Origin of the sequence: Sorangium sp. KYC3313 (assembly GCF_052075895.1) — a bacterium.
Lineage (GTDB): Bacteria > Myxococcota_A > Polyangia > Polyangiales > Polyangiaceae > Sorangium > Sorangium cellulosum_B.
On record NZ_CP197255.1, the window covers coordinates 6772598 to 6785393 of the forward strand.

The window sequence follows — 12796 nt, forward strand, 5'->3', positions numbered from 1 at the left end:
CGCGCCGCGCCCGGCCGGCCGGCCCTCTGCCCGCCTCGCAGGCGCGGCGCGCGGCGGCCTGCGAATCGCATGCGCCCCGGTCGGAGGCATCGATGAAGAAGCTTGCACAGACGAACCGGGACAAGGCCATCGACCTGCTCAGCGAGCGGCTGACCTTCGAGCGCGCAAGCGTCAAGCTCTACGACTCCATCGTGGAGAAGATCGGCCGCGCGGCCGATCCCCTCCTGATGGCCCGGCTCGGCGAGCTCAAGGAGCACCGGGACCAGGAGAAGGAGCACGAGGAGTGGCTCGAGGCGCAGATCCGCGCGCTGGGCGGGGACGCGCACGCCGAGACAGACATGTCGCGGCTCGTCACGGTCGAGTCGCGGGGCATCGAGCAGATCGTGCTCGACGGGGACATGAACCCGACCCACCTCTTCCACGCGCTGCTCACCGCGGAGCTCGTCGACAACGCCGGCTGGCAGCTGCTGCTCGAGCTCGCCGACGAGGCGGACGACAGCGAGGCGAGGCAGGCGTTCCGGCGCCGCCTGCACGAGGAGGAAGATCACCTGATCTTCACGCGCAAGGTCGTCGAGCGGCTCACCCGCAAGGAGCTGCTCGGGCCGCCAGGCGAGCTGTTCACGACAGCGCACCCGGCGTGATCCAGCGCCGGACGGCGCGTGTGGCGGAACCAGCGGGCTAGAACACCCATCACGTTGAAACCCGGAGAATTTTCACAGGGAGACGGGGAGGCGGGGAGGAAGAAAAAAACGAATTTCTCCCTCTTGCCGTCTCTCGCTCCCCGCCTCCCCGTCTCCCTGTGAAATTCCTGCTTTTTCTCGTGGTTTCAACCCGTTTGTCGCTCTAGGCCCGCTTCGCGGCGGCGGCCTTGGCGGGCTTCGCAGCGGCCTTGGCGGGCTTCGCAGCGGCCTTGGCGGGCTTCGCAGCGGCCTTGGCGGGCTTCGCAGCGGCCTTGGCGGGCTTCGCGGCTGGCCCGGCGGCCGGCTTCCTGGACCAGATCGCCTCGATGTAGGCGGTCGCGTCGGGCGTCTTGCAGTTCGTCTCGCCGTGGTCGATCTCGACCTTGCCGATGCGCCGCGCCGCCGTGAGCGCTTTGCCGCGCAGGGGCTCGTTCCTCCCGCCGATGCTGATGAGCGCGCTGTTCATCCCCTCGCGGGCGCGGTTCCTGGCCCGGTGGATCGACGCCTCGATCACCGAGAGCCGCTCCTCGAACACGCTGTCGGGCAGCGAAGGGTCCTCGGTCGCGAGCAAGCCGAGGAGCGTCCAGCCCGCGCGGCCGAGCCACTCGTCGTTCGACGCGGTCCAGCGCGCCATCGCGTCCCGGGCGAACGGCGTCTTCAGCGCGACGCGCATCATGAGGAGGTCGATGAGCAGCGGAGAGCGCAGGCCGTCGAGCCACGCCTCGAGCTTGTCCCAGGTGAAGCGCTCCGGATCGGCGATCGCCACCGCCAGCGTCCTCGCGTCGGCGTTGCCCGTCGCCCAGAGCGCCTCGGCGAGCTCGTGGTCGCGCTTGATCCGCTTCTCCAGCGCGTTCATGTGGGCGAAGCTCACGCCGAAGAGCGGATCGGTCATGCCGTGGCGCCGGTACACCTTGCGGTTCTGCTCGGTGCCAAGCCGCTCCAGCTCGCCCATCACCTTGGCGAAATCCATGGGCCACACCTAGCCCTTCTGGCCATCGTGCGCCATGGCGCGAGCGCGCCGCCGCGCCCTCCGCGGCGCCGCGGCCTCGGTCCGCTCCGCGCCGTCGGCGGAAGGTGCAGGACCACGAACAGAGACGCTGACAGAGCGGCAGGCAGCCCCCCGAGGAGCACGATCAGCGCCTCCACGCCTCCTGCCGACGTCCCTCCCCGCAGCGCCGCCCGGCCGGCCGCGTGCGAGCGCAGGAGAGCGGGGTCGATTCAGCGCATCAAGTCGTGTGCTCGTCGGTCCTCGATCCGGGGCAGCCGGACCGTGAAGGTCGCCCCCTTGCCTTCCGTGTTGCGCACAAAGATCTGGCCGCCGTGCGCCCTGACGATCTCCCTGCAAATGAAGAGCCCGAGGCGCATGCTCCCGCCGGAAGGGGGAAGCTCAATCCGGCGGCTTCGGACTGCCGTCGTGCCCGCCTCAGCGGCGCGGTTCGGAGCGCTCCGGGCGAGCGGCCGCCTCGCCCCCCTCCCGGAGCGCCTCCGGCAACGCCGACGCCACGGCGGACCTGCACGCCTCCATCGAGGCGTGCAGCGCCTCGAGCGACGTTCCCGGCGGGTCGAGCGGCGGGTGCACCACGACCCGCACGACGCCGGGCGCGGCGGCATAACGTCCCTTCGGCTGGAGCGCGCCCGCGCCGTCGATGGTCACCGGCAGGACGCGCGCGCCCGCGGCCGAGGCGGTCCGGAACGCGCCCAGCCGGAAGGGCAGGAGCCGGCCCGTCGCGCTCCGCGTGCCCTCGGGGAAGAACATCGTCGACCACCGCTGCATCACGTTGCGCTGCGCCTCGCCGAGATCCGCGAGCGCGCCGCGGGCGCGCCGCCGATCGACGGGCGTGTGGCCGTACAGGCGCATGCCCCAGCCCAGCACCGGCACGCGGAACAGCGCGCGCTTCGCCAGGAAGCGCATCGGCGTGCGCCCCTGCAGCACCACCAGGAGCGCGAGGATGTCGAGCGTGCTCTGGTGGTTCGCCGCGATCACGTAGCGCTCGCCCGGCCGCACGTGCTGGACGCCCTCGGCCTCGACCCGCACGCCGACGAGCCAGAGCGCCCCGCGCGCCCAGACGACCGAGAGCCGGTCGTGCATCCGCTGCCGGGGATCGAAGGGAAAACAGAGCAGCCCGACGGGGAGCAGCACGACGAGGAACAGCATCGCCCAGGTGTGGGCGAGCGCCGTGCGCACGACCTCGACAGGGCCGGCCGGCGCCGGCCGTGCGGCCTCCGCCGTCACTTGGCGACCGGCGGGGCCTCCGGCCCGTCGAAGCGCGGGACGAAGCCCTCCACCGAGGCCAGCGTCTCCAGCAGCGTGACGTGGCGGAGGCGCGGGATCGCCACGATCGTCGGCCCGCCGAGCTCCTCCTCCGGGACCGCGATCGTCGCCGCCGCCGCGAGCTCCGCCACCGTCGCGCCCACGACCTGCGTCGTGCCGACGCCGCCCGGGTTCGCCGTCCGGACCTCGCGCGGCAGAGCGGCCCAGTACGCCCGCGGATGGCCCTGGAACGCCGCCTCGGCCGGGACGCGCGGCCAGAACGTCGGATCCGTCAGGCCGAGCTCCTCGACGAGCGCCGCGCGCTCGGCGCGGACGCCGCGCGCAGCCCCCCCGTCGCCCAGCGCGTCGAGCGCCTCGGCGTGACGCTCGAGCGCCGTCACCAGCAGCGTCCGGTTGCCCGACGCGCGGATGAGATCGAGCGTCTCCCGGCCATACGCGGCGAGCTCGCCGGCCTGGCCGGCGTCGCCGGCGTCGCCGGCGAGCAGCGCCCGCGCGTGCATCCGGCCGACCCGGCCGAGGCACACGGCGTACGCGTCGCCCGTCCCCGCCGAGCCGATCTCGATCGCCCGCTCGTAGGCGGCGAGCGCCTCGCGGAGCAGGCCCTGCACGAAGTACACGTCGCCCAGGTACCCCTCCGCCCAGCCGCGCCCCATGCCGATGCCCAGCACGCCGCTCAGGTTGACGGCGTTCGCGATCAGCACGCGGGCGCGCGTGAGCTGGCCCATGTGGAACTGGTGCCGGCCCGCGTACATCGTCCCCATGTACAGGTAGAGCCCGCTCAGGCCGTGCTCCTCGGCGTACGAGAGCAGCTGCGCTGTCGACCGGACCCCGAGATCCCAGTCGAACCGGCCCTCCGCGAGCACCGCGTGGTAGAACCACGTGCCGAGCAGCCGCACCGGGTCGCGCAGGCGCTCGGCGAGGCGCGCGGCGTCCGCGGCGCTCTGCTCGGCCTCGGCGTAGAAGCCGGACTGGCTCAGCGCGACGCAGAGGATGCCGCGCGAGTGGCAGAGCTCGACGTACTCGCCCGCCGCCTCCGCGAGCTCGCAGCCGCGGCGGAGCGGCTCGGTCGCCGGGCCCACCTTGCCGGCCGCGCACAGCGCGCGCCCGAGGATGTTCGCCGGCAGGCACTGGTACGGCCGCAGCTCCGGGCTCGCGCCGATCGCCTCGAGCGCCTTGCGGCTGTGCGCCACCGCGTCGGCGAACTCGCCCCGCACGTAGTGCACGCGCGACAGCGCGCTGGAGAGGGCCGCCGTGACGAGCGGCGTCTCCGGCAGCGCCCCCTGCGTGCGGCGGAGCAGATCGAGCGGCTCCGCCGTGCTGCCGAGCAGGCACGCCACGCGCGCGAGCTCGTGCGCGCAGCGGGCCCTGAGCTCGATCCGCGCCGGATCGAGCGGCAGCCGCTCGAGCAGCGCGAGCGCCTGCTTCAGCCGGCGGCTGGCGCCGTGCGGATCCTGGAGCCGATCGGCCTCGCCCGCCGCGAGCAGGTACGTCGACGCGGCGCGGTCGAGCTCGCCGGCGCGCTCGACGTGGTGCGCGAGCGTCCCCGGATCGCCGCCGCGCAGCTCGATGCGCCGCGCGATGCGCCCGTGGTAGTCGGAGCGCTCCTTGGGCGGCACGCGGGCGGCGAGCTGCTCGCGCGCCGCGTCGTGCGAGAACGACGCGAGGCCGCCGTCCTCGCCGAGGCAGACGTAGTGCGCCGCGGCGTGGCGCAGGGCGCTGTCGACCTCCGCCGGGTCGAAGAGCCCGAGCTCGACCAGATCGTCGCGCAGGAACTGGCGGCCGATGAGCGCGGCGACGCCGAGGACCTGGACCGTCGTGGGATCGAGCGCGTCGATGCTGCGCGAGAGGACGTCCGAGACCGACGCGGGCGCGAGGTAATGCGCGTCGGCGCGGGAGATCTCGAGCGCGCCGCTCCGGCTGCGCTGCAGGAAGCCCTCGGTCTCCATGTTGCGGACGACCTGGATGTTGAAGAGCGGGTTGCCCGCGGCGAGCAGCGGGACGCGGCGCACGAGCTCCTGGACGAGGTCGTCGCCCGCGCCGCGGCCGAGCGCGGAGAGGAGCGCCCGGTTCGCCTCGGGCCGGAGCGGGCCGAGGTCGATGCGCTCGACGTCCTTCCACGCGAGCCACCCCGCCGCGCGCGGCGTCATCGGCGACGAGCCCGGCGGGCCGCGCAGCGCCGACGAGCCGGGCGAAGGCAGCAACGAGCCGGGCGGAGGCAGCGACGAGCCGGGCGGAGGCATCGACGAGCCGCGAGCGAAGGGCGGCCGCGCCGTGCCGAGCAGCAGCACCGGCATCTCGCCGAGCTGATCCGAGAGGCGCAGCAGCACCTCCTGCGTCGCCTCGTCGGCCCAGTGCACGTCCTCGATCGCGAGGACGACCGGGATCTCCTCGGAGATCGCGCCGAGCAGCCGCAGGATCAGATCGGCGATCCAGCGCGTTCCGCCCGGGCCGATGGCGCCGCCCTCGTCGGCGAGCCCTACCGCGCGCGTCAGCTCTGGCACGAGCCCCCGGAGGAGGGCGGCGTCGTCGGCGATCACGAGGCTCACCAGCCGGCGGATGCGCGCCGCCCGGCTGTCGCCGTGCCGCTCCAGCCAGAGCGCAATCTGCGTCAGCGCCTCGCGGATCGCGGAGTAGGGCACGAGCCCGGAGAGCTCCCTGCACCGGCCGTACGCGACGATCGCCGTGCCCGCCTGCTCGGCGCTCCGGAGCAGCTCGGCGACGAGGCGGCTCTTGCCGACGCCCGTGTCGCCGACCACCACGGCCGGCCGCGGCTCGCCGCGCACCGCGCCCTGGACGAGCTCGATGAGCCGCCCGAGCTCCTGCTCGCGGCCGACGAAGGGCGCGTCGTGCGCGTCGTCGAAGGTCTCCGGCGCGGCGGCGTCGCGCTCGTGCGCGCCGTCCTCGGCCCCGGCCGGGGGCTGCGAGGTGCCGTGGAGCGTGACGTAGTAGAGCTCCTTGAGCCGAGCGCAGAGCCGGGCCGCGCTGGAGAAGCGCCGCGCCGGGTCGCGCTCCAGGAGCTCCTCGACGAGCGCGACGACGGGCGCCGGCGTCTCGGGCGCCGCGTGGGCGAGCGGCACGAGCGTGCCGTAGACCTTCTGGTTGATGACGCTGTTGACGGTGCCGTCCGAGAACGGGAGCCGGCCGGCGAGCAGCTCGTAGAGCATGACGCCGACCGCGTAGAGGTCCATCCGGGGGCTCGGGCGCCCGAGCGCGCCCCGCTTCAGGCACTCGGGCGCCAGGTACGCGATGGTGCCCGCGCTGACGCGGGCGTGCTCGGGCTGGAAGCTCACGGTGAGCGTCGCCAGGCCGAAATCGAGGATCTTGAGCCGGGGCTCGTACGGATCGGTGAGGACGATGTTGCTCGGCTTGAGGTCGAGGTGGAGGACGTTGAGCGCGTGGCAGTGCGCGAGCGCCTCGGCCACGCGGCGCGCGATGCGCAGGGCCTCGATCGTGTCGAGCGAGCCCATCCGTGCGAGGTACCGGTCGAGCGTCTCGCCCTGCACGAGCTCCATCGCGAGGTAGAGGCCCACGCCGTCGAGGACGCCGTACGAGGAGAGCTTGACCAGCGAGGGGTGGCGCAGGCGGAGCAGCGCCTCGATCTCGTTCTGCTGGGCGAAGAGCTGCCCGGCGTTCTGGGCGCTCACGTCCTTGAAGATCTTGATGGCGGCGTCGTTGCCGGCGCCGTCACGGCCGCGGAACACGGCGCCGAAGCCGCCCTCGCCGAGGCGATCGTCGATCGTGTACTCGCCGATCCTGGCGCCGCGCTCGATCAAGGGATCGCCGACCATCGCTCCTGCCCTTCCGAGTGCCCCGTCATCGTTCGCCGACGCACCATGATACTCCGGACGAGCGCCGCGACAGCGCGCAATGGCCCGGCAGCCTCCCGGAAGCACGCCGCTTTGACGGCTTGCCGCATCGCGGCTGTCTGGCCAAGAAACCTGCCCGCAACGTTGGGCGGCGCATCCGGCGCCGATCTCGACCCTCGCGCTCGCGCGCCGCGACAGGAAAGGTGAGCTCGCATCCAAAGCTGCGCCGCGAGCCCGGATTCGGCGCCTGAAATGACGACGGCGGCAGCCCCCAGGAGGGGACCGCCGCCGCGTCCGCGCTCAGGCCGCGCCGGGGATCAGGTCCCGCCGCTGGCCGAACCGCTCGCCGAGCCGCTGACGCTCGCGCTCGCCTTGATGTTGACGTCGATCGACGCCGACGCGCTGGCCGACGCGTCGACCGCGGCCGCGACGCAGGCGACCGCCTTGCCGCCGGCCTTGAGCGCCACGTCCTTCACCTCGACGCCCGCCTTGCCGACGCCGGACACTGCCGCCGCCAGCTTCTTGCCGGAGCCGAGCTGCACCTTCGCGATCGCCGGGAGCGACGTCCGGAGCGCGGCGACGAGCTTCTGCGCGTCCGCGTTCACCTTGCCGTTCGCCACGATGCGGACGTTCGGCGGATCGCACTTCGCCTCGCCGGCGGTCTTCGCCGTGCACTGCATCTGGCAGCTCGGGTCGACGCTCGGGGGCTTGAACTCGCCCGAGCACTTCGGCTCCTTGATCTCGGCGCTGCAGCCGCCGGAGCAGGACCCGGAGCACTTCGCCGCGGCCTTGACCTCGCAGGAGCCGGAGCAGCTGCCCTCGCAGGTGCCCGAGCAGGACCCCTCGGCCTTGGCGTCGCACTTGCCCTCGCAGGAGCCGGCGCACGCCGCGCCCTTCGACTCCTTGCCGTCGCACTTGCCGTCGCACTTGCCGCCGCAGGTGCCCTTGAAGCCGACGTCGCACTTGCCCGAGCAGCTCGCGTTGCAGGTGCCGGTGCACGCCGCGCCGGCCTCGACGCTGCACTTGCCCTTGCACTCGGCGTCACACTTGCCGCTGATCTCGCCGCCCTCACAGCTCGCCTCGAGCTTGCCCGGCTGCACCGGCGACCCGCACTCGCCGAGGCACGTCTGCATGGCCGTGATGTCGGCGTAGCACTTCGGGGGATCGATCTGGACGGTGATCTTCGCCTCGGCGTTCGCCTTCACGGCGGCGTTCACCTTGGCCGAGACCGCGCCGCAGACCTTCTCGGCGCCCTTGCCGCCGCCTGCGTCGGCCTTGAGCTCCGCGTCGCTCATGCCGAGGTCCTTGCCGAGCTTGCCGCACGAGGCGATGAGGTCCGCCTCCATGGAGGCGGTGAGCTTGTCGAGCGACGCAGCCGCGTCGAGGAAGCCCTTGATCTTGCCCTCGACCTCGGCGCCGCCGTCGAACTTGAGGTTCGCGATGCCGCCGTTCTTGAGCTCGTCGCAGCCGCTCGCGGCCGACGCCAGGTCACCGGCGGGGCCAGGAAGGCTGTCCGCACCGGGGAACCCCTTACCGCCGCAGTTCACGAGGAGAGGCGAGGCCAGGCCCAGAAGGGCCACGGGCATCGCAAACAACTTCCATCGATTGACGCTCATCTCAGAAACCCTCCGGCACCTCGATCGGTACCCCATGGAGCGCGGACCCTACACCAGCAGCCGCGACCTTGAAAGCTGGGACAGCCGCGATCCTGCGCGACGGTCCCTCGCAACGCTGAGCAGCCCCCGCACTGCGGGCTCCAGCGACGGACGGCCCTCATTGCCCCAAGTCAGGGTGGCTGTAAAGAATCAAGCTGAGCTCATCGCGCGGGGACGGCGGTTTGCATCGCAGGTGAGGCGAGGCGTTTCACCTGGTTATCGCCCGAGGGGCTTCGCATGGCGCGCACGGCACGTCGCCCGCGGCGCCTCACGCGCGGCGCGCCGCGCTCCGCGCGCCCCGTCCCTCGCCCGCCGCGCCCTCGCGGGCGCCGCTCACTCGTCGTCCTCGTCGAAGGGGAGGTTCAGCTGAGCGAGCGGGCGCGCGCCGACCGTGGGCCCGCCCTGCTTCTTGAAGAGCAGCTGCTCGCGCGCGATGTCGGCCTCGATGAGGTCCTGGTTGTCGTAGGCGAACGCGAGCGCGTCGAGCACGCGCGCGGGCCCGAGGTTCGGGTACCGCTTGAGCAGCGTCTCCACCGACGCGCCGCCGCGGTGCCACGCCCAGAGCCGCCGGACCGGGACGCGCGACCCGAGGACGTGGGGGCTCCCGGCGAGCACCTGGCTATCGCATCGCACGTGGGGGTGGGGGACGCGGATTCGCGGGAGCACCGGCGCGGCCATCGCGCGGAGGAGCCTAGTACCGGTCGCGATCGGATGGAAGGGCGCCGCGAGCCGGCGGGCACGCTCGGCGCGGGCGCCGGGCTGCGCGGGCGCTGAGCTGCGTGGGCGCGCGGGCGACCGCGCGGGCGTGCGGGCGGTGCGCGCCCGCGCGGTCGTCCCCGCGTGGCGCCCGCGTCGCGGGATCTCCGGCATCGTTCTCGCATCGTTCCGCCCGCGCCCGCGCGTGCTATCCGGACTACCCTACGCCGCGGAGGCGCGCGAGCATCGTGCCCGTCGCCGTCACCGACCGGAGCTCACCCACCATGACCCAAGCCGAGAAGAACCCGCTTCGCGAAGGGATGCCCGAGGAGCGCACCGCCTCGCCGGCCGCGCTCGTCATCTTTGGCGCCTCGGGCGACCTGACGCGGCGCAAGCTGCTGCCCGCGGTCTACAACCTGACGCTCAGCCGGCTCCTCACCGGGGGCTTCGCCGTCGTCGGCGTGGCGCGGCGCCCGAAGCCGGACTTCGCGAAGGAGATGCGCGAGGCCGTCGGGAAGCACTCGCGGCGCCCGCTCGAGGAGGCCACCTGGAGCGAGCTCGAGAAGGGCATCAGCTACGTCCAGGGGTCGTTCGACGAGGAGGAGACGTACACCCGGCTCGCCGCGGAGCTCGAGCGCCTCGACGCCGAGCGCGGCACCCGCAAGAACCGGGTCTTCTACCTGGCCGTCGCCCCCGACCAGTTCGCGCCCATCGTGCGCGGCCTGCGCGCGGCGAACCTCGTCGCGCCGCCGTCGCACGAGAAGGACGCGCCGTTCCAGCACGTCGTCGTCGAGAAGCCGTTCGGCGAGGATCTGGAGAGCGCCCGCGCCCTCAACCGCGACCTGCTCGCCCACCTCGCGGAGTCGCAGATCTACCGGATCGACCACTACCTCGGGAAGGAGACCGTCCAGAACCTCCTCGTCCTGCGGTTCGGCAACACGATCTTCGAGCCGCTCTGGTCGCGCCAGCACGTCGATCACGTGCAGATCACCGTGGCCGAGGAGATCGGCGTCGAGGGCCGCGGCAAGTTCTACGAGAAGGTCGGCATCACGCGGGACATCGTGCAGAACCACGCGCTCCAGCTGCTCACGCTGGTCGCGATGGAGCCGCCGTCGTCGTGGGACGCGGACGCGGTGCGCGACGAGAAGGTGAAGGTGCTCCGCTCGCTCCGGCCGATCGCGGGCCCGGACGCGCTGTCGTCGACGGTGCGCGGGCAGTATGCGCCCGGCATGGTGCGCGGCGAGAAGGTGCCCGGCTACACGGAAGAGCCGGACGTCGCGAAGGACTCGACGACGGAGACCTACGTCGCGATGAAGCTCCACCTGGACAGCTGGCGCTGGGGCGGGGTGCCGTTCTACCTGCGCGCCGGCAAGCGGCTGGCGAAGCGGGTGGCCGAGGTGGTGCTGCACTTCAAGCCGCTCCCGCACGGCCTGTTCAAGGGCGCCCCCGGCGCCACCGAGGAGCCGAACGCGCTCGTGATGCGCCTCCAGCCCGACGAGGGCATCTCGCTCCGCTTCGCGGCGAAGATCCCGGGCGGCGGCATCGCGATCCGCGGCGTCACGATGGATTTCCGGTACGGCGCCGCGTTCGGCTCCAGCACGCCCGAGGCGTACGAGCGGCTCCTGCTCGACGCGTTGCGCGGCGACGCCACGCTGTTCACGCGCGCCGACGAGGTCGAGGCGCAGTGGGGCTTCGTCGATCCGATCTTCGAGGGGTGGCGGACGCAGAGCGCGCCGATCGCGCGCTACGCCGCGGGCAGCTGGGGCCCGCCGGAGGCCGACGCCCTCGTGGAGCCGTCGTCGGAGGACGTACGCGCGGTGTGCGGTGCGGGCGACGGGGGGAAGGCCCCGGAGCGGGCGTGGAGGCGGCCGTGAGCCGCGTCGCCGACGTCATCAAGCGGGTCGAGTCGGAGCTCGCCGAGTTCTGGTCGGCGCCCGACGAGTCGCGGGCGGAGCCGGCCCCGAAGACGCGCGCGTCGACCCTCAATTTCGTGGCGGTGGGGAGCCGCGCCGAGGTCGAGCGCCTGAAGGAGCAGGCCGAGGACCTCGCCGAGACGCACGCGGGCCGCACCCTGCTCATCACGCTCGACGACCGGCTCGACCCGCTGAGCGTCCAGGCCGACTGGTCGGCCACGTGCCGCCGCGCGGGCGAGGTGCCGATCTGCTACGATCGGGTGGAGATCACGTTCGGGGTGGCCGCGGCCGAGCGCGTCGCCTCGGTCGTGAGCGCGCTCACGATCTCGGACGTGGCCGTGATCGTCGAGCTCGCGCCTGGTGCGCCGAACGTGCTCGGCGACGCGCTCGCGCCGATCTGCGATCGGCTGGTGTTCGACTCGGCCGAGACGTGCATCGAGCGCATCGCGGAGGTCGCGCGCGAGACGAGGGCGCCGCTCGCGGACCGGGCGTTCGTGCGGACGTTCTCGTTCCGCGAGCTCGTGGCCCGGTTCTTCGACGACATGCCGGAGGCGTGCCGGGCGATCCGGCGGGTGGAGATCGCGCGCAGCGCGGGGGCGAAGCCGGATCCGGCGGCGCTGTTCCTCGGCTGGATGGGCTCGCGGCTCGGCTGGACGTTCGAGTCGCGGGGGCCCGCGCCGTCCAGCGGCGGCGTGGTCGGCCGCGCCCGCGGCGCGGACGGGGCGCCGATCGAGATCGCGCTGGTCGACGGGCCGCCGGCGGACGCGCAGGCGTGGCGGCGGCTCGACGGCGTGCGCCTGTGGACGTCGCTGCGCGGCGAGCCGCTGACGCTCGGCTGCGTGCGGCTCGACAAGGCGCCCGGCACGGTGCGGTGGACCCTGGAGGGGGCGCGGTCGGCAGAGCACCTGCACCCGCTCGGCTACCGGGACGAGACGTGGGTGCTGGCGAAGACGATCGACTCGCTGGAGGGCGATCGGCTGCTGCGCGAGGCGGTGCTCGCCGCGGCGAAGTGGAGCGCCCTTTGACGAGGGCCGAGAGGAGGACCGAGATGAACGGTGGTGAGGAGACCCTCGTCGCGGCGGACGCGGCGGAGCTGTCGCGGCTCGGGGCGGAGCTCATCGCGCGCGCCATCGCGGCGGCGGTCGACGCGCGCGGCGTCGCGCGCATCGCGCTGTCGGGCGGGAGCACGCCGTCGGAGGCGTACCAGCGGCTCGCGGCGCTGTCGCTCCCGTGGGCGCAGACCGAGTGGTTCTGGGTGGACGAGCGCGCGGTCGCGCCCGATCACCCCCGCTCGAACTACGGCGCCGCGCGCCGGGATCTGGCGGCGGCCCCCATCCCGGAGGAGCGCTTCTTCCGCATGGAGGGCGAGTCGCCGGACCTCGCCGGGGCGGCAGCGGGGTACGAGCGGCTCCTGCGGGCGCGGTTCGGGGTCGCGTCGGCCGTCTCCTTCGACGTGATGACGCTCGGGATCGGCGACGACGCGCACACGGCCTCGCTGTTCCCCGGGACGGGGGCGGCGGGCATCGAGGACCGCCTGGTCGCCGCGATCCCGGCGCAGCCGGACAAGGGGCTGGAGCCGCGGCTCACGCTGACGGCGCCGGTGATCCAGGAGGCGCGGCTGAAGCTGCTCCTGGCCCGCGGGGCGGGAAAGCGCGGGGTCGTGGCGCAGGCGAAGCGGCCCGGGCCGGCCGACGAGGTGCCGGCCCGGGTCGTGCGCGGCGGGCCCGGGCGGCTCGTCTGGCTGCTCGACGCCGCCGCGGCGCAGGCCGGGTGA

At 73.5% G+C, this 12796-nt stretch carries 10 protein-coding genes and 1 pseudogene; 4 read left to right on the top strand and 7 right to left on the bottom strand.

Features of this window, described 5'->3' with window-relative positions:
* Positions 1–92: 92 nt before the first annotated feature.
* Positions 93–641 carry a DUF892 family protein gene (locus ACSRUE_RS26335; protein WP_441285992.1) on the top strand — a complete coding sequence of 183 codons (549 nt, stop codon included), beginning with the start codon at positions 93–95 and terminating at the stop codon, positions 639–641.
* A gap of 361 nt (positions 642–1002) precedes the next feature.
* On the opposite strand, the pseudogene ACSRUE_RS26340 reads toward ACSRUE_RS26335, so the two are convergent.
* From ACSRUE_RS26340 to ACSRUE_RS26370, 7 genes and pseudogenes are all read right to left on the bottom strand, one after another.
* Positions 1003–1650, bottom strand: a pseudogene (locus ACSRUE_RS26340) (DNA alkylation repair protein); the annotation flags it as partial.
* Entirely contained in the window at positions 1632–1826 is a 195-nt protein-coding gene (locus ACSRUE_RS26345) for a hypothetical protein (protein ID WP_441285993.1), read from the bottom strand. The pseudogene ACSRUE_RS26340 and the gene ACSRUE_RS26345, both read right to left, overlap by 19 nt.
* Positions 1827–1898: 72 nt before the next feature.
* Positions 1899–2045 carry an ATP-binding protein gene (locus ACSRUE_RS26350; RefSeq protein WP_441285994.1) on the bottom strand — a complete coding sequence of 49 codons (147 nt, stop codon included), beginning with the start codon at positions 2043–2045 and terminating at the stop codon, positions 1899–1901.
* A gap of 58 nt (positions 2046–2103) precedes the next feature.
* Positions 2104–2913, bottom strand: coding sequence for a lysophospholipid acyltransferase family protein (locus ACSRUE_RS26355; protein WP_441285995.1), 810 nt, complete (start codon positions 2911–2913; stop codon positions 2104–2106).
* A complete protein-coding gene (locus tag ACSRUE_RS26360) occupies positions 2910–6740 on the bottom strand; it encodes a serine/threonine-protein kinase (protein ID WP_441285996.1) in 3831 nt (1276 codons plus the stop codon). The genes ACSRUE_RS26355 and ACSRUE_RS26360 overlap by 4 nt, the downstream gene beginning before the upstream one ends.
* Positions 6741–7075: 335 nt before the next feature.
* On the bottom strand, positions 7076–8344 hold the full coding sequence (locus tag ACSRUE_RS26365; protein WP_437766948.1) for a hypothetical protein: 1269 nt from the start codon (positions 8342–8344) through the stop codon (positions 7076–7078).
* Between the two features lie 402 nt (positions 8345–8746).
* Entirely contained in the window at positions 8747–9091 is a 345-nt protein-coding gene (locus ACSRUE_RS26370; protein ID WP_012236988.1) for a DUF433 domain-containing protein, read from the bottom strand.
* A 302-nt stretch (positions 9092–9393) separates the two neighbouring features.
* On the opposite strand from ACSRUE_RS26370, the gene zwf reads away from it, so the two are divergent.
* Genes zwf through pgl form a run of 3 tightly spaced genes read left to right on the top strand, consistent with a single transcriptional unit; the run spans position 9394 to position 12796 of the window.
* Entirely contained in the window at positions 9394–10983 is a 1590-nt protein-coding gene (gene zwf, locus ACSRUE_RS26375; protein ID WP_441285997.1) for a glucose-6-phosphate dehydrogenase, read from the top strand.
* Entirely contained in the window at positions 10980–12047 is a 1068-nt protein-coding gene (locus ACSRUE_RS26380) for a glucose-6-phosphate dehydrogenase assembly protein OpcA (protein ID WP_441285998.1), read from the top strand. Before zwf ends, ACSRUE_RS26380 begins: the two co-directional genes overlap by 4 nt.
* Positions 12048–12070: 23 nt before the next feature.
* On the top strand, positions 12071–12796 hold the full coding sequence (gene pgl / locus ACSRUE_RS26385; RefSeq protein ID WP_437766952.1) for a 6-phosphogluconolactonase: 726 nt from the start codon (positions 12071–12073) through the stop codon (positions 12794–12796).

What these genes read in the sequence shown, in the direction of transcription:
- ACSRUE_RS26370 (WP_012236988.1), bottom strand. Translation starts at nt 9,091, where the DNA reads ATGGCCGCGCCGGTGCTCCCGCGAATCCGCGTCCCCCACCCCCACGTG.
- ACSRUE_RS26350 (WP_441285994.1), bottom strand. Translation starts at nt 2,045, where the DNA reads ATGCGCCTCGGGCTCTTCATTTGCAGGGAGATCGTCAGGGCGCACGGC.
- ACSRUE_RS26335 (WP_441285992.1), top strand. Translation starts at nt 93, where the DNA reads ATGAAGAAGCTTGCACAGACGAACCGGGACAAGGCCATCGACCTGCTC.
- ACSRUE_RS26365 (WP_437766948.1), bottom strand. Translation starts at nt 8,344, where the DNA reads ATGCCCGTGGCCCTTCTGGGCCTGGCCTCGCCTCTCCTCGTGAACTGC.
- ACSRUE_RS26360 (WP_441285996.1), bottom strand. Translation starts at nt 6,740, where the DNA reads ATGGTCGGCGATCCCTTGATCGAGCGCGGCGCCAGGATCGGCGAGTAC.
- pgl (WP_437766952.1), top strand. Translation starts at nt 12,071, where the DNA reads ATGAACGGTGGTGAGGAGACCCTCGTCGCGGCGGACGCGGCGGAGCTG.
- zwf (WP_441285997.1), top strand. Translation starts at nt 9,394, where the DNA reads ATGACCCAAGCCGAGAAGAACCCGCTTCGCGAAGGGATGCCCGAGGAG.